General features: G+C 68.3%; 23 protein-coding genes. 12 read left to right on the top strand and 11 right to left on the bottom strand.

Annotated elements, in window-relative coordinates:
• Window position 1: 1 nt before the first annotated feature.
• The 4 genes from sufC to DW307_RS05910 all read left to right on the top strand — a co-directional run bounded on the left by sufC (window position 2) and on the right by DW307_RS05910 (window position 3,722).
• Complete coding sequence (sufC, locus tag DW307_RS05925) at window positions 2–772, top strand: Fe-S cluster assembly ATPase SufC (RefSeq protein ID WP_021200757.1); 771 nt, start codon at window positions 2–4, stop codon at window positions 770–772.
• 9 nt (window positions 773–781) lie between these two features.
• Complete coding sequence (locus DW307_RS05920) at window positions 782–1,111, top strand: metal-sulfur cluster assembly factor (protein WP_021200756.1); 330 nt, start codon at window positions 782–784, stop codon at window positions 1,109–1,111.
• An 89-nt stretch (window positions 1,112–1,200) separates the two neighbouring features.
• Window positions 1,201–2,355, top strand: a complete 1,155-nt coding sequence (locus tag DW307_RS05915) for a MalY/PatB family protein (protein ID WP_029265031.1) — start codon at window positions 1,201–1,203, stop codon at window positions 2,353–2,355.
• Complete coding sequence (locus DW307_RS05910) at window positions 2,352–3,722, top strand: MFS transporter (RefSeq protein ID WP_029265032.1); 1,371 nt, start codon at window positions 2,352–2,354, stop codon at window positions 3,720–3,722. The genes DW307_RS05915 and DW307_RS05910 overlap by 4 nt, the downstream gene beginning before the upstream one ends.
• Here DW307_RS05910 and DW307_RS05905 read toward each other — a convergent pair.
• A complete protein-coding gene (locus DW307_RS05905) occupies window positions 3,685–4,269 on the bottom strand; it encodes a TetR family transcriptional regulator (protein ID WP_136024285.1) in 585 nt (194 codons plus the stop codon). The two genes, DW307_RS05910 and DW307_RS05905, sit on opposite strands and share 38 nt — an antisense overlap.
• 62 nt (window positions 4,270–4,331) lie before the next feature.
• On the opposite strand from DW307_RS05905, the gene DW307_RS05900 reads away from it, so the two are divergent.
• Complete coding sequence (locus tag DW307_RS05900) at window positions 4,332–5,030, top strand: energy-coupling factor ABC transporter ATP-binding protein (RefSeq protein ID WP_029260243.1); 699 nt, start codon at window positions 4,332–4,334, stop codon at window positions 5,028–5,030.
• Window positions 5,027–5,620: a CbiQ family ECF transporter T component gene (locus DW307_RS05895; RefSeq protein ID WP_136024284.1), complete on the top strand. Its 594-nt coding sequence runs from the start codon at window positions 5,027–5,029 to the stop codon at window positions 5,618–5,620. Before DW307_RS05900 ends, DW307_RS05895 begins: the two co-directional genes overlap by 4 nt.
• A gap of 1 nt (window position 5,621) precedes the next feature.
• Here the strand turns inward: DW307_RS05895 and DW307_RS05890 are convergent, their stop codons facing one another.
• From DW307_RS05890 to DW307_RS05875, 4 genes are all read right to left on the bottom strand, one after another.
• The gene (locus DW307_RS05890) at window positions 5,622–6,947 is read right to left on the bottom strand and encodes an acyltransferase family protein (protein WP_136024283.1); all 1,326 of its coding nucleotides are present in this window, start codon (window positions 6,945–6,947) and stop codon (window positions 5,622–5,624) included.
• A 98-nt stretch (window positions 6,948–7,045) separates the two neighbouring features.
• On the bottom strand, window positions 7,046–7,717 hold the full coding sequence (locus tag DW307_RS05885) for a response regulator (RefSeq protein WP_029260246.1): 672 nt from the start codon (window positions 7,715–7,717) through the stop codon (window positions 7,046–7,048).
• Complete coding sequence (locus tag DW307_RS05880) at window positions 7,714–8,976, bottom strand: sensor histidine kinase (protein ID WP_136024282.1); 1,263 nt, start codon at window positions 8,974–8,976, stop codon at window positions 7,714–7,716. Before DW307_RS05880 ends, DW307_RS05885 begins: the two co-directional genes overlap by 4 nt.
• Before the next feature lie 5 nt (window positions 8,977–8,981).
• The gene (locus DW307_RS05875) at window positions 8,982–9,599 is read right to left on the bottom strand and encodes a DedA family protein (protein ID WP_136024281.1); all 618 of its coding nucleotides are present in this window, start codon (window positions 9,597–9,599) and stop codon (window positions 8,982–8,984) included.
• 162 nt (window positions 9,600–9,761) lie between these two features.
• Here DW307_RS05875 and abc-f point away from each other — a divergent pair, with 162 nt between their 5' ends.
• The 4 genes from abc-f to DW307_RS05855 are packed head-to-tail and all read left to right on the top strand — an operon-like array spanning window position 9,762 to window position 13,185.
• A complete protein-coding gene (abc-f, locus tag DW307_RS05870) occupies window positions 9,762–11,360 on the top strand; it encodes a ribosomal protection-like ABC-F family protein (RefSeq protein ID WP_029261766.1) in 1,599 nt (532 codons plus the stop codon).
• Between the two features lie 42 nt (window positions 11,361–11,402).
• Entirely contained in the window at window positions 11,403–12,071 is a 669-nt protein-coding gene (locus DW307_RS05865) for an HAD family hydrolase (RefSeq protein WP_051671191.1), read from the top strand.
• A gap of 44 nt (window positions 12,072–12,115) precedes the next feature.
• The gene (locus tag DW307_RS05860; protein ID WP_051671192.1) at window positions 12,116–12,739 is read left to right on the top strand and encodes a pyridoxine/pyridoxamine 5'-phosphate oxidase; all 624 of its coding nucleotides are present in this window, start codon (window positions 12,116–12,118) and stop codon (window positions 12,737–12,739) included.
• Window positions 12,736–13,185 (top strand): cupin domain-containing protein, encoded by a 450-nt coding sequence (locus DW307_RS05855; protein WP_021200743.1) that lies wholly within the window; start codon window positions 12,736–12,738, stop codon window positions 13,183–13,185. Before DW307_RS05860 ends, DW307_RS05855 begins: the two co-directional genes overlap by 4 nt.
• Before the next feature lie 4 nt (window positions 13,186–13,189).
• Here DW307_RS05855 and DW307_RS05850 read toward each other — a convergent pair whose 3' ends face one another.
• Genes DW307_RS05850 through DW307_RS05840 form a run of 3 tightly spaced genes read right to left on the bottom strand, consistent with a single transcriptional unit; the run spans window position 13,190 to window position 14,537 of the window.
• Complete coding sequence (locus tag DW307_RS05850) at window positions 13,190–14,002, bottom strand: SURF1 family cytochrome oxidase biogenesis protein (protein ID WP_021200742.1); 813 nt, start codon at window positions 14,000–14,002, stop codon at window positions 13,190–13,192.
• Window positions 13,999–14,193: a hypothetical protein gene (locus DW307_RS18255; RefSeq protein WP_081859644.1), complete on the bottom strand. Its 195-nt coding sequence runs from the start codon at window positions 14,191–14,193 to the stop codon at window positions 13,999–14,001. Before DW307_RS18255 ends, DW307_RS05850 begins: the two co-directional genes overlap by 4 nt.
• Window positions 14,190–14,537 (bottom strand): DUF3099 domain-containing protein, encoded by a 348-nt coding sequence (locus tag DW307_RS05840; RefSeq protein ID WP_029265042.1) that lies wholly within the window; start codon window positions 14,535–14,537, stop codon window positions 14,190–14,192. The genes DW307_RS18255 and DW307_RS05840 overlap by 4 nt, the downstream gene beginning before the upstream one ends.
• Window positions 14,538–14,772: 235 nt before the next feature.
• Here DW307_RS05840 and DW307_RS05835 point away from each other — a divergent pair, with 235 nt between their 5' ends.
• On the top strand, window positions 14,773–15,483 hold the full coding sequence (locus tag DW307_RS05835; RefSeq protein WP_017830420.1) for a beta-ketoacyl-ACP reductase: 711 nt from the start codon (window positions 14,773–14,775) through the stop codon (window positions 15,481–15,483).
• A gap of 15 nt (window positions 15,484–15,498) precedes the next feature.
• Here DW307_RS05835 and DW307_RS05830 read toward each other — a convergent pair whose 3' ends face one another.
• From DW307_RS05830 to glgC, 3 genes are read right to left on the bottom strand one after another with little or no spacing between them, the layout of a single operon-like run.
• Window positions 15,499–16,194, bottom strand: a complete 696-nt coding sequence (locus tag DW307_RS05830; protein WP_136024280.1) for an alpha/beta fold hydrolase — start codon at window positions 16,192–16,194, stop codon at window positions 15,499–15,501.
• A 46-nt stretch (window positions 16,195–16,240) separates the two neighbouring features.
• Window positions 16,241–16,876, bottom strand: a complete 636-nt coding sequence (gene serB / locus DW307_RS05825; RefSeq protein ID WP_136024279.1) for a phosphoserine phosphatase SerB — start codon at window positions 16,874–16,876, stop codon at window positions 16,241–16,243.
• 49 nt (window positions 16,877–16,925) lie between these two features.
• Window positions 16,926–18,167: a glucose-1-phosphate adenylyltransferase gene (gene glgC, locus DW307_RS05820; RefSeq protein ID WP_021200737.1), complete on the bottom strand. Its 1,242-nt coding sequence runs from the start codon at window positions 18,165–18,167 to the stop codon at window positions 16,926–16,928.
• A gap of 46 nt (window positions 18,168–18,213) precedes the next feature.
• Here glgC and glgA point away from each other — a divergent pair, with 46 nt between their 5' ends.
• Window positions 18,214–19,398, top strand: coding sequence for a glycogen synthase (gene glgA / locus DW307_RS05815; RefSeq protein WP_029260256.1), 1,185 nt, complete (start codon window positions 18,214–18,216; stop codon window positions 19,396–19,398).
• Window positions 19,399–19,410 lie beyond the last annotated feature (12 nt).

Raw genomic sequence — 19,410 nt, 5'->3', positions numbered from 1 at the left:
AATGTCTGTTCTCGAGATCCGCGACCTGCATGTGACGGTCGAGACCGATGCGGGGACCACCCCGATCCTCAACGGAATCAACCTCACCATGAACACGGGTGAGACCCACGCCATCATGGGCCCCAACGGTTCTGGCAAGTCGACGCTGGCCTACACGATCGCCGGGCACCCCAAGTACACGGTGACCTCCGGTTCGATCACGTTCGACGGGCAGGATGTCCTGGAGATGAGCGTCGACGAGCGGGCCCGCGCCGGCCTCTTCCTCGCGATGCAGTACCCGGTCGAGATCCCCGGCGTCACGGTGACGAACTTCCTGCGCACGGCCAAGACGGCACTCGACGGCGAAGCGCCGGCGATCCGCGGCTGGACCAAGGACGTCAAGGCGGCCATGTCGAACCTGCGCATGGACCCGAAGTTCGCGCAGCGCAACGTCAACGAGGGCTTCTCCGGTGGCGAGAAGAAGCGTCACGAGATCCTGCAGCTCGAGGTGCTGAAGCCGAAGTTCGCGATCCTCGACGAGACCGACTCCGGCCTCGACGTCGACGCGCTCAAGATCGTCTCCGAGGGCGTCAACCGTGCGAAGGAGTCCACCGGGCTCGGCGTGCTGCTGATCACGCACTACACCCGCATCCTCCGCTACATCCGGCCCGACTTCGTCCACGTGGTGGTCGCGGGCAAGATCGTCGAAGAGGGTGGCCCCGAGCTCGCGGACCGGCTGGAGAACGAGGGATACGACCGTTTCCTCGACCCTGCAGCCCCCATCGAGGCGTAGGCTGATCGCATGACAGCGACCCTCACGGACGAGAAGTACGACGCGGTCACCGAGGCTCTCAAAGACGTCATGGACCCCGAGCTCGGGATCAACGTCGTCGACCTCGGCCTCATCTACGACCTCGCCTGGGATGACGAGAACGATGCTCTCGTCATCCACATGACGCTGACCAGCGCCGGTTGCCCGCTCACGGACGTCCTCGAGGACCAGACCGCCCAGGCTCTGGACAGCGTCGTCGATCGCTTCCGGATCAACTGGGTCTGGATGCCACCGTGGGGCCCGGAGCGGATCACGGATGACGGACGCGACATGATGCGCGCCCTCGGCTTCGCTATCTGACCCCGCAGGAGCATTGCCGGAAGGCATCATCGGCGTGCGTCGGATCGGATGGCACCGCGACGGCGCGTGTCGGAACCTCGGGAGAACCAATGCTTCAGGTGAAGGCCCTGCCTCTTGCGGAACTCCGCGAGCGCAGCAGCGAGAAGTGGCGGGAGTACCCCGCCGACGTCTTGCCGCTGTTCGTCGCGGAGACCGATTTCCCGTTGGCTCCGGCCATCTCGACGGCGTTGCAGCGTGCGGTGGAGATCGGTGACACGGGGTATGTCGCCTCACGCACGCCACTCGCGGAGTCGTTCGCGGCCTTCGCGAGCCGACGTTACGGGTGGGACCCTGACCCGGCCCGGATGCGCAGCACGGCTGACGTGAGCATGGGGATCGTGGAGATCCTGCGTCGCGTGACGCAGCCGGGGGAGCGGATCGTCGTGACGCCGCCCGTGTACCCGCCCTTCTATGATCTGGTCGCCGAGGCCGGTGCAGAGGTCGAACGGGTACCGCTTCGCGACACCGGCACCGGCTGGGAGCTCGACATCGACGGGATCCGCGCGGCGTTCGACGACGGTGCGACGGCGATCCTGCTCTGCAACCCGCACAACCCCACCGGCACGGTGCACGATCGGGACAGTCTTGCTGCGCTGGCGGAGCTGGCCGACGAGTACGGCGTCGCGGTCGTCTCGGACGAGATCCATGCTCCGCTCGCCCAGCCGGGCACGGGGTTCACCCCTTTCCTGTCCGTGAGCGACTCCGCGCAGCGGGTGGGCTACGCCGTCGTGAGCGCCAGCAAGGCGTTCAACCTCGCCGGGCTCAAGTGCGCCCTCATGGTCACGGCCGACGACGCGACCAGCGCCGTCGTCCGAGGTCTTCCGGTCGAGGTCGAATGGCGAACGGGGCAGTTCGGGCTGCTCGCGGCCGTCGCGGCGTTCTCGGAGGAGAGCGATGAGTGGCTCGACGGTCTGCTGCGCACTCTCGACGAGAACCGCGTGCTGCTCGAGGATCTTCTCTCCGCCCGTCTTCCCGGCGCGCGCTACCGCATCCCCGATGCGGGCTACCTCGCCTGGATCGATCTCTCCGCACTGGAGTGGGGCGACAACCCTGCTCGACGCATCCTCAAGGACGCCAAGGTCGCCCTGCACTTCGGGCCGTCGTTCGGCGCGGAGGGCGCGGGCCACGTGCGACTGAACTTCGGCACCAGTCCGGAGATCCTCACCGAGGCCATCGAACGCATCGCGTCGCTCGTCGGCCGATGACCGTCGCCGCCGACGACGCGACGATCTGGGACCGCCAACGGATCTGGGTGACTCTCGGCGCGGTCGCGCTGATCTTCCTCGCGGCGATCGAGGCTCTGGCCGTCACGACGGTGATGCCGATCGTCAGCGAGGCTCTCGATGGGGAGGCGCTGTTCGCCGTGGCCTTCGCGGGAACCCTCGCGACGAGCGTGATCGGCATGGTCGCGACCGGAGCCTGGTCGGATGCCCGCGGCCCCCGTGGCGCCCTCTACGTCGCGGTGACGCTCTTCATCATCGGTCTGCTCCTCTCGGGCTTCGCCGTCACGATGCATCAGTTCCTGGTCGGACGCCTCGTCCAGGGGCTCGGGACGGGAGGGCAGACGGTCGCACTGTACGTCGTGGTCGCACGCTTGTATCCGCCCCATCTGCACGGTCGGATCTTCGCCGCCTTCGCCGCGGCGTGGGTCGTGCCGTCCATGGTCGGTCCGTTTCTGGCGGGCGCCGTCGCCGAGTATCTCGACTGGCGCTGGGCCTTCCTGGGCGTGGCCGTGCTCACCGCTGCGGCGTTCCTGATGATCGCCGTCCGCCTCCGTGGGGTCGACCTCGGGCGTGGCGAGCCGCAGGATCGCCGTACGCTCATCGTCCGCCTGCTGCTCGCGGTCGTCGTCGCGGTCCTCGCCGTCGTCGTCGGCTTCTCCGCCGAGATGACCCCCTCGATCAGATGGCCGGTGGCGCTCGGCGCCGTGCTGGCGATCGGCTTCGCCGTGCTGCCACTGCTGCCGCGGCGTACCTTGCGGGCAGGGCTGGGGCTTCCCAGCGTGGTGCTCATGCGAGGAATCGTGGCGGGAGCCTTCTTCGCTGCGGAGGCCTACATCCCCTATCTGCTGATGAAGAAGTTCGACTTCAGCGCGACCTGGGCGGGCGTCGCCCTCATGCTCGCGGCCCTCGCGTGGGCGGGTGCCTCGGCCCTGCAGGGGCGGTTCGGCGAGAGACTCGGCAATCACCGCATCACGACGATCAGCCTGGGGTCACTCCTGGTCGCGATGCTGTGCGTGCTCACCGCCGCCATGTTCGACGTCTCGGCGGCCGTCGTGGTGGTGGGCTGGGCATTCGCTGGCGGCGGGATGGGACTGCTCTATCCACGCCTCACCGTCCTGACCCTGGCCTACTCGGACGAGACCAATCAGGGGTTCAACTCCTCCGCGTTGTCGATTTCGGACGCGGCCGGATCGGCCGTCGCCATCGCACTCGCCGGTCTCGGTGTCGCGACGCTCGGCGGCGAGGCCGGGGCGTTCAGCGCGGTCTTCGCGTTCTGTATCGCTCTCGTCGCGTTGGCTGTCGTACCCGGGCTCAGACTCGGGCACGCGGCGGAGGCGCCGGCGCGCTGAGGGCTCCCGCGAGGGCGGTGACCCCGAGGTCGAACACGCCATCGAGTCCGGCGGTGACGTCGAGAGCGCCGGCGTCGGGCAGAGCGCCGTGGCTGTCGGCATGCATGCGCTGTTGGACGAGCGTTGCGTGTCCGAGCACGAAATGCAGGATCGCGGCTCCACGGTCATCCGCATCGGGGGCTCCCTGCGCGCGGAGCGCATCGGTCAGCGCGGTCTGCGCCTGCGACGAGCCGAGTTGGAGCGCATAGGTGCTGAGGACCAGTTCGGCGCCGTCACGGTAGGCGAAGAGTGCGTCGCGGATGCCGCGCGCGGTCGTGAGGACGTCGGTGCTCCCGTGAGGGATCGATGCGGTGATCCGGTCGGCGAGTTCGGCCAGCAGCTCCTGCTTGCTCGCGAAGTGCCAGTAGAGCGCGCTGGGTTGCACGTCGAGCCCGGCGGCGATGCGCCGCATCGAGAGATCGGCGAGTCCCACCTCGTCGAGCAGGGCGAGAGCGCACCTGGCCACGCTGTCGCGGTCGTGACGTGCCGGATTGTGCTCGGGACTCATGCTCCGATTATAGTGAACGACGTTCAGGTGAACAGTGTTCAGGACCGTGACGGGGAGATCAGATGACGGGGTGCCCTCAGGTCGCCGGGGCTCCGATCACGCTCGAGCGGGTGTCGGTGCAACTCGACGGACGTTCGGTGCTGCATGACATCAGCGTCGAGCTCACGGCTTCCACGATCGCCGTGATCGGGGCGAACGGTTCGGGGAAGTCGACGTTCGCGAGGCTGCTGAACGGACTCGTCACACCCCACAGCGGCACCGTGCGTGTGCACGGACATGACACCGTGCAGGAGCGTGCAGCGGTGCGCCGCCTCGTGGGTTTCGTCTTCACCAATCCGGATGCGCAGATCCTCATGCCGACACCGGCCGAGGATCTCGCGCTGTCGTTGCGCGGTCGCCCGAAGGCGGAAGTGGCCGCGCGCGTCCAGGAGACCCTCGAGACGAACGGACTGGGCGCGCACGCCGAGGTCCCGGCATCGATGCTGTCCGGTGGGCAGAAGCAGATGCTCGCGCTGGCGTCGGTGCTCATCGCGCAACCGCGCGTGATCGTCGCCGACGAGCCGACCACGCTGCTGGATCTACGGAACGCCCGCCGCATCGGCGACCTCCTGCTCGCACAGCAGGCGCAGGTGGTGGTGGTCACGCACGACCTCGACCTCGCTGCCCGCTGCGACGCCGCGCTGCTCTTCGAGGACGGGAGGATCGCCGCCTCCGGTGAGCCGGCGCGCGTGATCGACGCCTACCGGCGGGCGTGCGCATGATCCCGCTCTACCGTCCGGGAACGGGGCTCATCCATCGAGCGCCGGCAGGCTTCAAACTCGCGGCCCTGGCTGTCGGCGCCCTCGTGCTCTCGCTGTATCCGCACGACTCGCTGAGCATCGGCGTCTCGCTCGCGATCGTCGTGGGGCTGTACGGCCTGAGCGGACTGCCGTTCCGTGTGCTCGTCACGGAGGCCTGGCGTCTGCGCTGGATCGTCCTCGTCCTCGCCGCGGCGCTGCTCATCTTCGTGTCGCCCGTCGCCGCGTGGATCAGCACAGGGAGGGTCGTGGCGGTGCTCCTCCTGGCGAGCCTGCTGACCCTGACCACTCGGATGTCGGACCTTCTCGCGGTGCTCCATCGTCTCCTCCGTCCGCTTCGCAGCATGGGGGTCGATCCGGAGGCGGTGGCGCTGACGATATCGCTCACCCTCACGACAGTCCCGGTGATCGCCGGGTTCGCCGCACGCGTGCGAGAAGCCGAGCAGGCCCGCGATGTGCGCCTGGGGATCCGCACCGTCGTGCCGCTGCTGGTGCTCGCATTGCGGCACGCGGATGACGTCGGCGAAGCGCTGGCGGCCCGGGGCATCGTCTGACTCAGGCCGGCACGGGCGCGTTGACTGCGACTCGTGCTCGCTGTGTCGGTCGCTGAGAAGTCGACAGCGACGAGAGTCGCAGCGCGGCGCCGATCAGCGCGATCGCGATCAGCGCGGTCGATACCGAGGTGCCGAGCACCAGAAGGAGCACGATCCCGACCAGACCGCTCAAGGTTCCGATGACGATGCGGTGCATCGAGGTCGTCGCCGAGGGCGCGGGCTGCGACTCGAATCGCGTGAAGGCGACGGCGACGAGAGCGGTGAGAGCGAGAGCCGTCGCCAGCCAGAGGGGACGCCCGGCCCACCATCCCGCGCTGTCCAACGCCGGCAGGCTGGCTCCGGCGACGAGTGCGTACACTGCGGTGACACCGGCCATCAGGAGCAGTACCGGCATGTGCCAGAGGTAGATCGTCATGGTGCGCACCGTCACGAAGGCGGTGAACGCGGCGACCCGCGGCCGACGGCTGAACCGTTCGAGACGCTCGCGGTGCAGTGACAGCAGGCTGGTGTGCGCAATTCCGACGAGGAGGAGCGCCGCGGTCGGCGGGTTGATGTTCGCGATGAGGTCGGGGGAGTAGATGCCGAAGGCGAAGGTCGCGACGAGCAGAAGGAGGGCCGTGATCCCGGCGGTGGCGCGTACGCGCCTGGCGAGGCGGTCGATGCTGCCGTCGGCCAGGAAGAACCCGAGCTGCTGGAGGGTCATCCACACGAAAGCGAGGTTCAGGAACCCCAGCCCGTCGATGCCGGTGGCTGTGCGCAGCACGTCGACGGTGATCGAGGCGAGCACCAGCGCGCCGATCGTGCGCAGCGGTGCGCGTTCATGGGCGGAGGCGAGAAGAGGGAGCAGAGCCTGACAGAGCAGGAAGACGCCCAGGAACCACAGCGGCTGCCCGTATCGGAATCCCGCCGTCGCGATGAGGTCGGCGGGAACGCCGAAGACCGTGAGCAGCGCGAGTGCGAGTGCGATGACCGCGATCGTGAAGATCGCCGGACGCAGCAGTCGATGCACACGGCCGGCGACGAAGCCGATGGCCGTGCCTCCGCGCTGATGCATCCGCCGGTAGGCCAGCAGACCCGAGAACCCTCCGATGACGAAGAACAGGGGCATCACCTGGAGGAACCAGCTGAGCGGCGCGATCCATCCGGTCCCGTCGCTGGCATTGGCGAAGACCGGTCCGGAATCGGTCACGGTGACGCCGACCATGATGGCGTGCAGGAGCACGACCCCGAGGACGCAGAGGGCCCGGAGGAAGTCGATCCCGGTGTCGCGGGATGCGCGTGGGGGAGCCGTGGTGCTGACGGCGCGCGGTGCCTGGACGATGGCCATGAGTCCTCCTCGGAAGCGGTGTTCCAGGAGACTATGGAGGTGGTGCCGGCGAGGGCATCACCCGTGGGTGCCGTCACGACCCCCTACGACGGGGTGAGTCAGGACGACGGTTCGACGAGTCCGGTGTCGTACGCGAGGATCACGGCGTGCACGCGGTCTCGCAGGCTCAGTTTGGCGAGCACCTTGCCGACATGCGTCTTGACGGTCTGCTCTGCGATGAAGAGATCGGCGGCGATCTCGGTGTTGGAACGACCTCGACCGATGAGTACGAGCACCTCGCGCTCGCGATCCGTGAGCTCGGCGAGAGCCGTCGCCGAGCGCGGTGCGCGGGGGCGGCGGCCGGCGAACTGCTCGATCATGCGGCGCGTCACGCTGGGCGCGAGCAGCGCATCGCCGTCCGCGACGACCCGAACCGCGTGCACGAGCTCCTCCGGTAGAGCATCCTTCAGCAGGAAGCCGCTGGCGCCGGCCTCGAGCGCGTCGTACACGTAGTCGTCGATGTCGAATGTGGTGAGCATCAGGATTCGAGGTACGTGCGCGGCCGGATAGGAGGGGCCGAGGATGCGCCTCGTCGCCTCGATCCCGTCGAGCTCCGGCATGCGCACATCCATGAGGATCACATCGGGATCGAGACGCGCGGCGAGGGTGACCGCTTCCGCACCGTTCGCCGCCTGCCCGGTGACATGGATGCCGTCATGGGCGTCGAGGAGCGCGGCGAACCCCGCTCGAACCATGGCCTGGTCGTCGGCGATGAGGACGCTGATGGTCACAGGCTCTCCTTGTCAGGGGAAGGGGATGAAAGCGTGCCGGCCGGGGCGGCGTCGAGGGGGAGGACGGCGTCGACATCCCATCCTCCGTCGGACGCGGGGCCGGCGGAGAGACTGCCGCCGAGGATCTCGGCGCGCTCCCGCATGCCCCGGAGCCCGTAGCCGGTGCCGTGACTCTCGGCGCGGTGCGGCGGTGCGTCGTTGTGCACCTGGATGTGGATGCTGCGCGCCTCTGCGCGCACGCGCACAGCGATGCGCGCACCGGGTGCGTGTCGCACGGCGTTGCTCAATGCCTCCTGCACGACGCGGAAGGCGGCGATCTGGACAGCAGGTGTGGCGGAGGCGGTTTCGGTTCCTTCGAGGACGAGTCCGACGTCGACACCGGCGCGGCGGATGCTGTCGACAAGGGCGGGGATGTCGTCGACGCCTTGCTGCGGGGCCAGTTCGGCGCTCTGGTCTTCGGTGCGGAGCACCCCGAGCATGCGTCGCATCTCCGTGAGCGAGGTCCGGGCGGTGGCGGCGATGTCGTCGAACTCCGTGATGGCGGCGGTGCCGAGCTCGGGAATCCGATACTTGGCCGTCGAGGCCTGCACCTGGATCACCGACATGCTGTGGGCGACGACGTCGTGCAGCTCCCTGGCGATCCGTGTGCGCTCTTCGACGAGCGCGCGCCTGGCCTCCTCGAGCGCGCTGTGCTCCTTCTCGCGCGTCAGCTCGGCGGCGACGCGGACCCGCCCGGCTATCAGCGCTGCGATGAGGAACATCGCGGAGGCGACTGCAGTCGTGACGATCAGGTCGGCGGTCGCACTGGCGGATGACGCCGGGAGGGCGACCATGTCGGGCCGGAGCACGGGGGCGAGAAGCGAGGCGATCGCCCCGAGGATCAGGGCGAAGGCCCCGATCCTCGTCCCATGGAGGAAAGTGACGACGCCGACGAAGAGGACGAAGACGAGGAGTGCCGGAACGGACCACGGCCAGGGAGACTGGATCGCCAGCTCCGGCACGACCGTGAGCGGCAGGGTGAACGCACTCGCCGTGAACAGGATGAGAGCCCAGCGAGGACGTGAGATCGCGAGGAGCGGCGAAGCGCACAGCACAGCTCCGAGGATGAACGACAGCGGCAGCGGTGTGCCGTACAGGAGGGTCTGCAGCGGGACGAGCACCGCGTACAGCGCCACGACCGCCGCACCCAGCGCCACGAGGGCGGAGGTGCGGCGGTTGATCCGTTGGCGGAGCGGTGTGCGCTCCCGGCGTCGTGCCATGACTGTCATCCTGCCAGCTGGGGCGCCGGCGCACGGCGGCGACGGGCCGCGGCGATCCGGTCGATCACGAACCCGATGATGAGGGCGATGACGATGCCGAGCCCGGCGCTGAGCAGGGGCTGGTCTTTGATCCAGGCGCCGGCGAGCAGACCGATCGCGAGGCTGAACACGCTCCAGCTGACCCCGGCGATGAGGCTCAAGGGGAGGAAGCGCCGCCAGGGGAAGTGGAGAGCGCCCGCGCTCATGTTGACGGCGACCCGACCGACCGGGATGTAGCGGGCGCCGAGGATGAGCGTCGCGCTCCGACGGTCGAGTGCGCGCTGGGCGTGAGCGAATGCCGCCGCCACCCGGGGGCGTCGCATCCACGCGAACCTCGTCGTGCCCACCGCTCGCCCGATGACGAAGGCGAGATTGTCTCCGATCGCCGCACCGATCGCGGCGACGAGCCCGAGGAGCACCAGGTTTCCCTCGCCGGTGGAGGCGGTGACCGCCGCCGCGGCGACGAGCACGGTCTCGCTGGGAACCGGGGGGAAGAAGCCGTCGATGACGGTGACGGCGAACAGGACCAGGTACAGCCAGGGTGAGGCGATCGCCTGCATGATGAGCTCGTTGAGGATGTCCACTCCCGTACGTTATGCAGCGGACCCCGAGCAGGGCATCCCTCTCGGGTATCGGGACCCTCACCCTTCGGAGTGATCTTGCTGAGCGCGACTCCCGGCGACGCCGCTTATACTGGGAGGCTGGCCGATCGGCCGACAACCTCCCCGAAAGAACGGACGTCCGCTGTGCTTGCCGTGCACGACCTCGAGATCCGCGTTGGCGCGCGCCTGCTGATGGAGAACGTCTCGTTCCGCGTCGCCGACGGAGACAAGATCGGACTCGTCGGCCGCAACGGGGCCGGGAAGACCACGCTCACCAAGGTGCTCGCCGGTGACGTGCTCCCGTCGGGCGGAAGCGTCACCCGCTCCGGGGAACTCGGCTACCTGCCGCAGGACCCTCGTTCGGGCAATCCCGAAGACCTCGCGCGTACGCGCATCCTCGATGCCCGCGGGCTCGGTCAGCTCAACCTCGGCATGACCGAGGCGGCCCTCGCCATGGGTTCCGACGACCCCGCGGTGGCCGACAAGGCCATGAAGCGGTACGCCCGACTCACCGAGCAGTTCGAGGCGCAGGGCGGCTACGCGGCCGAAGCCGAAGCCGCGTCCATCGCCAACAACCTGTCGCTTCCCGACCGTATCCTCGACCAGCCGCTGTCGACGCTGTCCGGCGGTCAACGCCGTCGGATCGAACTCGCGCGCATCCTCTTCTCCGACGCGCAGACGATGATCCTCGACGAGCCGACCAACCACCTCGACGCCGACAGTGTCGTGTGGTTGCGCGAGTTCCTCAAGGGCTACAAGGGCGGGCTGATCGTGATCAGTCACGATGTGGAGCTCGTCGGCGAGACCGTCAACCGGGTGTTCTACCTCGACGCGAACCGCCAGATCATCGACACATACAACATGAACTGGAAGAACTACCTGCGTCAGCGGGTGGCTGATGAGGAGCGTCGCAAGAAGGAACGCGCGAACGCCGAGAAGAAGGCGACGACCCTGCAGCTGCAGGCCGCCCGCTTCGGTGCGAAGGCTTCGAAGGCCGCTGCTGCGCACCAGATGATCGCGCGCGCCGAGAAGCTGCTTGCCGGACTGGACGAGGTGCGTCAGGAGGACCGGGTGGCGAAGCTGCGCTTCCCGAAGCCCGCTCCTTGCGGTAAGACGCCGATGATGGCCTCCGGCCTCTCGAAGTCGTACGGCTCGCTCGAGATCTTCACCGACGTCGACCTGGCGATCGATCGCGGTTCGAAGGTCGTCGTGCTCGGACTCAACGGTGCAGGAAAGACCACACTGCTGCGGATGCTCGCCGGCGTCGACCAGCCCGATACGGGACAGCTCGAGCCGGGGCACGGCCTCAAGGTCGGCTACTACGCGCAGGAGCACGAGAACCTCGATGTGAATCGCTCGGTGCTCGAGAACATGGTCTCGGCCGCTCCGCACATCACGGAGACCGAAGCGCGCAAGGTGCTCGGGTCGTTCCTGTTCACGGGTGACGACGTGCTCAAGCCCGCCGGCGTCCTCTCCGGTGGTGAGAAGACCCGTCTGTCGCTCGCGACGCTGGTCGTGTCGTCGGCGAACCTGCTGCTGCTCGATGAGCCGACCAACAACCTCGATCCTGCCTCGCGCGAGGAGATCCTCGGTGCGCTCGCGCACTACGAGGGCGCAGTCGTGCTCGTCTCGCACGACCCCGGTGCCGTGCAGTCACTCAACCCCGAACGTGTGCTGATCCTGCCGGACGGGGTCGAGGACATCTGGAGCCAGGAGTACCAGGACCTCATCGAGCTCGCCTAGGGGGTCGGTTCCGTGTCGGCGGCCCGGGATATCGTGACGGACATGGAGCTGGGTCACATCCGCGCGATCTGCTGGGACTGGAACGGCACGCTGCTCGACGATGCCGAGATCTGCCGTCAGGTCATGAACGCCGTGCTCGAGGAGCACGCGCTCGAACCGCTCGCCGACGAGCACGCGTACCGATCCGTCTTCCGCTTCCCGATCCGGGACTTCTACCGCTCGGTCGGACTCGGGGACGACCGATTCGTGTCGGCCGCAACCACGTATCTCGACCTGCTCGCCCAGCGCGTCGGCAAGGCGCCGCTCCACTCCGACGTGCGGGCCACGCTCGCGGTGCTCCGTGAGCGAGGGATCCGCCAGGTCCTCGCTTCGGCGACTCTTCCGGATGCCCTCGCTCGGCAGATGGCCCCGCACGACCTGGGCGAGGCGTTCGAAGCGGTGCTGTCGATCGACGATCCCTTCCGCGCCTCCAAGCACGATGTGATCTCGCGATGGCTGGCGACATCCGGGATGACTGCGCATGATGTGCTCGTCGTCGGCGACACCAATCACGATCGAGAGATCGCGGACGATCTCGGCGCGGAGTTCGTCCATTTCGACGGCGGGCACCAGAAGTGGGCGGGAGACACCCGCCGGGTCTCGACGCTCGGCGAGCTGATCGACCTCCTGGGGCCGCTCCCGGTGGGTTCCGCCTCCGCCGAACTCGCCTGACCACTCGGCCCTGCCCGGGGCGGACCCATGGCATAGTCGAGAGCATGCCGTTCGCGCATCCCCCGTCCTCGTCAGACATCAGCGACTGGCTGCGTGCGCAGCCTTCCCTCACCGGGGTCGCGCCGCCGCTCGATCTCGCAGCGCTTCCCGAAGATCCCGTGCCGTTCTTCGTCGATTGGATCGGAGAGGCCGCCGAGAGCGGGGTCGCGGAACCGCACGCGGCGACCCTGGCGACGGTCGACGATGACGGCGTGCCGGATGCGAGGACACTGATCCTCAAGGGCGTCGACGCGCGAGGATGGGCGTTCGCCGGGACGCGCTCGTCCCGCAAGGGCGAGCAGATCGCCGCACGCCCTGCCGCGGCGTTGAACTTCTGGTGGCAGCCGCTCCGACGGGCCGTGCGGGTTCGGGGAATGATCCAGGAAGCGTCCGAGGCGGAGAGCGCCGCAGATCTCGCCGCGCGGTCGGCTGACGCTCGTCGCGGTGTCGCGCCGGGGGAATGGGTGCTCTGGAGGATCGTCCCGGCGCGCGTCGAGTTCTGGCAGGGATCGGCGGACCGGAACCACAGCCGGATCGTCTTTCAGCGCGCGGAGGGCGGCTGGAGCCGCAGCGTGACGGGCGAGGCCGCCGGTGTGGCGAGATATAGAGTCGCAGGGGAGCGGACATGAGCGGTTATCAGGTGCTCGAGATCGGGTCGCTCGACGAGTGGCGCACCCACCATGGTGGCTTCGATGCCGCACGATCGCGCGACGGGCGTCGCGTCGTCGACCATGAGCTGACGATGCAGTACATCGGGATGACCGCGAACGCGTTGGAGCCGGGCGAAGAGGCCGGCTACTGGCACGTGCACCGGAAGATCGAAGAGGTCTACGTGTTCCTCGGAGGGCGAGGGCAGATGGGGCTGGACGACGATGTGGTGGAGGTCGGCCCCGGTACCGTGATCCGCGTCGGTCAGGGCGTCGCTCGCACGTGGCGGGCGCGACCGGACAGTCCGGGCGAACTGCGCTGGCTCTGTCTCCGCGCCGGCGGCGAGGAACTGCCGCACCTTCCGGACGACAGCTCGCGGCTACCGGAGCGCCCGATGCCATGGTCGGACCGAGCGAGCACCGGCTGAAGAGTCACCGCACGTCGAGCAGTTCGTCCTCGACGTCGGCGTCGTGGTCCTTGCGGCGCGACTTCTTGACGGGGGCTTGGACTCCCTCGACCTCCTCGCGGTGCTTCACGATCTCCGTCCGGATGATGTATCCGATGAAGATGAAGCCCATCAGCGCGAAGAGAATCCACTGGATGGCATAGGACAGGTGCGGACCCGGATCGTCGGTGGGGGAGTCGAATCCCCCCAGCGTCCCTGCGCCGGCCGGGTCCTCGCTGATCATCCGTCCGTAGGCTCCGGTGATCACGTCACCGTCGACGAGATCGGCGATGGTCGGCAGATTGATGGTCGGCACCTGACCTTCGGGCGCGCCACGGCCCGACGCCGGAACCTGCTCACCCGGGCGAAGACGCACGGTGACCTCGGCTTCGCCCTCCGGCGGCGCTGGCACCGAATCCGGCGCGTCCCCGTCACCCGGCGGCACCCAGCCGCGATCGACGATGAAGATGCGACCATCGACGTCGCGGAACGGCACGAGCACCTCGAAGGCGCTCGTCCCGCCGTGCGGGCGGTTGCGCACCAGGAGCTGCTGGTCGGCGAGGTATTCGCCCTGCAGGATCACCGGTCGCCACTCGTCGGAGGGATCGAGGGCACCGTCTTCCCCGATGAGGTCGGAGAGGGGAACAGGCTTCGCGTCGTAGTTCTCTTCAACGAGCTCGATCTGCGCGGCTCTGGTCTCGTTGCGCTCGAACTGCCAGTTCGACAGGAAGACGCACGCGACCGCGAAACCGATCGCGATGAGCACGTAGACGGCCCATCGGGTCAGACGTCCGCTCATGCGGGGATCCCATCCCGAACACTGACAGGGAAGTCACGTGCTGCCAGATAGTCCCGGAGGTAGGCGACGTGCTCATCGCACGCCAACCAGATCTTCTCCCGATCGGCGGCATGGATGCGGGGGTTGCGCCACACGACCTGTCTGGTCGCCGCGCTCCGGCAACCGGCACGCGAGCATTCGAGGTCTGTCATCGGTCCTTCGGGCCTTCGTGGATCGTGAACACCGGGGGTGTCGCGGGCTGGCTCTCGATCGGTGCGGGCCCCGGGGCGGCCAACTCCTGAACCGGCGACTCGGCACCGGTCTCGGTGCTGTCGCTGCCCGCGTTGGCGAAGACCACGGCGATGTACGGCAGCACGGCGGCGGAGATCCCGAAGACCCAGGTGTACCACCCGTACGGCTGGACCAGCACCATCAGAGCGAAGCACGCGATGCGGATGGACATCGTCAGGACATAACGGCGCACACGATGGTCTGCCTCATCCCGCGGAGACTGCGGCAGTGAGGTGACGGCCGGGACTTGACGCGCGTTCTTCACGATGTCTCAAGCCTACGCCGGTACCGGGCATTCGGCGTGCCGGTTCGGAGGCGGTTCAGCGCGAGAAGACGACGGGCAGGCTGAGCGCTCCGACGAACCGGAAGCTGATGATGACGCCGATGAGAGGGAACGCGCCGATCGCGATCATAGCGGAGCCGAGGATCGACCCGGCATCGTCGGTAGGATCGATGACGGCTCGGAACCCCGAGCCACCGGCCAGAGCAGGAGTGTCCCCATGAGCGCTGAGCGCGTCGTCCTCGTCACCGGCGGAAACCGCGGTATCGGCCGCGCGATCGCGGAGCGTTTCGTGCGGGACGGATACCGCGTCGCGGTCACCGCTCGCAGCGGCGAGGGGCCGGAGGGGACTCTCACGGTCCGGGCGGATGTCACGGATGCGGCCGCGCTCGATGCGGCGTTCACCGAGGTGGAGCAGCAGCTGGGCCCGGTGGAGATCGTCGTCGCGAATGCGGGCATCACCAAGGACACCCTGCTGATGCGCATGAGCGAGGACGACTTCGACAGTGTGGTCGCGACGAACCTCGGGGGCACGTTCCGTGTCGTCAAGCGTGCCTCGAAAGGGATGCTCCGCGCGCGCTTCGGCCGCATCATCCTGATCTCGAGCGTCGTCGGACTCTACGGCTCCGCAGGCCAGGCCAACTACTCGGCGTCGAAGAGCGCCCTGGTCGGCTTCGCCCGTTCGATCACCCGCGAGCTCGGCGCTCGGGGGATCACCGCCAATGTCGTCGCTCCCGGGTTCATCGAGACCGACATGACTGCGGAGCTCCCTGAGGAGACACAGAAGCAGTACAAGGCGAGCATCCCCGCCGCACGCTTCGCCACCCCCGATGAGGTCGCGGGCGTCGTGACGTGGCTCGCGGGCGACGACGCCGGGTACATCTCCGGTGCGGTCATCCCCGTCGATGGCGGTCTCGGGATGGGGCACTGACCCCGAGACCGGTGTTCAGCGCGCGATCGCCGCGTTGATCAGCGCACCGAGCCGCTCGGGCACGGAGAACTGCGGCCAGTGGCCGGAGCCGATGCGCACGACCTCGGCGTCATCGATCGACCGGTATTCGTCGGCGTACGCACCCCACTCGTCGATCATCTCGTCGAACGCCGCCTGATCGAGGCCAGCCATCAGCAGCGTCACCGGAACCCGATGGCGTGAGCGGTTCTCCAGGACGATGCCGTCGGTCGGCACCCTCGCGGGAACGCTGCGGGTGAGGGGAGCCGTGCGCGCTCGAGTCGCGTCGTCGAGGTCGCTCACATCCTCGTCCGGGAAGAAGTTCCAACCGGGGAAGGGCACGACCCCGTCCACGATCCCGAACTCGCTGATGCCGCTTCCGGGAGGGGGTGGCACGGTATCCACGAAGACGACCCGCTTCAGGCGCTCGGGACGGGCATCGGCGACTCCCCATGCCACGTTGCCCCCGCCGCTGTGACCCACCACCACGATCTGTCCCTGCAGGGCGTCCACGGCATGGGCGGCGGCGTCGATCCATTCGGCGATGCCGATCCCCGCGGAGATGGAGGCGGGCGCGCCGAGGCCGGGGAGGGTGAGGGGATGTGCGCGATGCCCAGCCTGTTCGAGGGCAGGGATCACCTCTTCCCAACTGGACGCATCGAGCCAGAGTCCCGGGATGAGGATGATGTCCATGAGCTGACGCTAGCGGTGGCGTCGGACTTTCACCACAGCGTTCCCCCTACGGCAGCAGGGCGATGACCTCCGCCAAGTCCTGCGGGCCGATGACGAGGCTCGCGGCCTCCCGAACGGCGGGCTTCGCGTTGAAGGCGAGACCGAGACCGGCGACCGCCATCATCGGCAGGTCGTTCGCACCGTCGCCGATCGCGATGGTCGCCCGGGGAGCGACCCCGAGTTCCGCCGCCCACTCCCGGAGCGACAATGCCTTCGCCGCGCCGTCGACGATGTCACCGTCGACCAGGCCGGACAGCACGCCTTCTGCGGCGTCGAGGCGGTTGGCTCGCCAGCGATCGACGCCGAGGGCCGGCGCGACGCTGTCGAGGATCTCGTGGAATCCTCCGGAGACGACGCCCACCACCCCGCCGCGGTCGTGGACGGCCGCAGTCAGCTCTCGCACGCCGGGCGTGGGCTCGATGCGCGCGCGGACGCGCTCGAAGGCCGACACCGGTACACCTTTCAGAGCCGAGACCCGCGAGCGCAGGCTCGTCGAGAAGTCGACCTCACCGCGCATCGCCGCTTCGGTGGCAGCCTGCACCTCGGCACGCCGTCCGGCTTCGTCGGCGAGCAACTCGATCACCTCGTTGCGGATGAGGGTGGAATCGGCATCGAGGACGACGAGGAAGCGCGCGCTGGTCACCCGTCGAGCCTAGCGATCGCTCGAGGGGTCGGTGTGCGGCGTGACGTGCTCAGCGGTCGATGAAGATGCCCTTGCCCACGACGGTGATGCCGGACTCCGTGACGGTGAAGCCGCGCGCCAGGTCGCGTTCACGGTCCACACCGACCGTCGCTCCATCAGCCAGCACCACGTTCTTGTCGAGGATCGCCCGGTGGATGCGTGCCCCCTGGCCGACGTGCACGTGGTCGAACACGACCGAGTCGGTGATGGTCGATCCTCCTCCGGCGAGTGTCCACGGACCGACGACGCTGCGTTCCAGGTGCGTTCCGGACAGCACCGAGCCGAGGGAGACGATCGAGTCGATCGCGTTGCCGATCCGTCCGACCGAGTCCCTGACGAACTTCGCCGGCGGGGAGTTGACGGCCTGCGAGTGGATCGGCCACTCCATGTTGTAGAGGTTGAAGACGGGAAGCGTAGAGATGAGGTCCCGGTGTGCGTCGAAGAACGAGTCGATCGTCCCCACGTCCCGCCAGTACGACCGGTCGCGTGGAGAAGAACCGGGGACCTCGTTCTGCTTCATGTCGTAGTAGCCGGCCTCGCCGCGCTCGACGAAGTAGGGGACGATGTCGCCCCCCATGTCGTGCCCGGACACGGGAGACTCCCCGTCGGCCTCGACGGCGGCGATCAGCGCGTCGGCGTCGAAGATGTAGTTGCCCATCGAGGCGAGGACCTCGTGGGGCGAATCCTCGAGGCCCGCGATGTCGGTCGGCTTCTCGAGGAATTGCTTGATCCGTCCGGACTCCGCGTCGGCGTCGATCACGCCGAACTGCGACGCGAGCGCGAGCGGCTGGCGGATGCCGGCGACGGTCGCCTTGGCACCGGACTCGATGTGCGCCTCGAGCATCTGGCGGAAGTCCATCCGGTACACGTGATCGGCGCCGATCACGACGACGATGTCGGGCTTCTCGTCGTTGATGAGGTTCATGCTCTGCAGGATCGCGTCGGCGGAGCCCGAGAACCACCGTTTGCCGAGGCGCTGCTGGGCCGGCACGGAGGTCACGTAGGAGTCGAGGAGCGCCGACATCCGCCAGGTCTGCGAGATGTGTCGGTCGAGGCTGTGCGACTTGTACTGCGTCAGCACCACGATCTGCCGCAACCCGGAGTTGATGAGGTTCGAGATCGCGAAGTCGATGAGTCTGTACTGTCCGCCGAAGGGCACTGCGGGTTTCGCTCTATCGGCCGTGAGAGGCATGAGGCGCTTGCCCTCGCCGCCGGCGAGGATGATCCCGAAGACCTTCTTTGGAGCGGACATGGCTCCACCATAGATGCCATCATCGTCGCTGTACTAGCGTTCAGACATGCGAGTTGAAATGATCACGAAGGAGTACCCGCCGGAGGTCTACGGCGGTGCCGGCGTGCACGTCGCCGAGCTCGTCGCGGCCCTCAGGGAGCACGTCGACGTCCGGGTCCGTGCGTTCGGCGCACCCCGTGACGAGGCGGGCACCTTCGCCTACCGCACGCCCGCCGAGCTCGCCGGGGCGAACGCCGCTCTGCAGACGCTCGGCACGGATCTGGAGATCGTGTCGGCCATCGCCGAGGCCGATCTGGTGCACAGCCACACCTGGTACGCGAACTTCGCCGGGCATCTCGCCTCGCAGCTGCACGGCATCCCCCACGTGCTCACGGCGCACAGCCTCGAACCCCTTCGACCATGGAAGGCGGAGCAGCTCGGCGGCGGCTACGCCGTCTCCAGCGGGATCGAGCGCTTGGCCTATGAGAACGCCGCAGCGGTGATCGCTGTGAGCGCGGGGATGCGTGCCGACATCCTGCGCAGTTACCCGCAGGTCGACCCGGCGAAGGTGCGGGTGATCCACAACGGGATCGACGTCGAACGCTGGCGTCCGGTACGCGACGACCAGTTCCTGCGATCGATCGGAATGGACCCTGCTCGACCGTCGGTCGTCTTCGTCGGTCGCATCACGCGGCAGAAGGGGCTGCCGTTTCTGCTGCAGGCCGCGCGTCTGCTGCCGCCAGAGGTGCAGCTGGTGCTCTGCGCCGGAGCGCCGGACACACCGGAGATCATGGCGGAGGTCCAAGAAGGCGTCCGGCTGCTCCAGCAGGAGCGGGACGGGGTGATCTGGATCGAGCGGATGCTGCCGCGCGACGAGCTGTCGACGGTCCTGACGGCCGCGACGACGTTCGTCTGCCCGTCCGTCTACGAGCCCCTCGGGATCGTGAACCTGGAGGCGATGGCGTGCGGGGCGGCGGTCGTCGGGACCGCGACCGGCGGGATCCCCGAGGTCGTCGCCGACGGTGTGACCGGGCGTCTCGTCCCGATCGAGCAGGTTCAGGACGGCACCGGCACGCCGGTGGACCCTGACCGCTACGTCGCGGATCTGGCCGCCGTGCTCACGGAGGTGGCGATGGATCAGGATCGGGCACGCGCGTACGGCGAGGCCGGACGGGAGCGGGCGCGCGAGGAGTTCAGCTGGGCGGCGATCGCCGAGACGACGCGCGCGCTCTACGCGGAGCTGACCGCCTGAGCCGATAGGCTG

This window comes from Microbacterium sp. K27 (assembly GCF_004794435.1).
Classification (GTDB): Bacteria; Actinomycetota; Actinomycetes; order Actinomycetales; family Microbacteriaceae; genus Microbacterium; species Microbacterium maritypicum_A.
The sequence above is the reverse complement of the archived record's forward strand: the minus strand, read 5'-3'. Positions and strand labels throughout refer to the sequence as shown.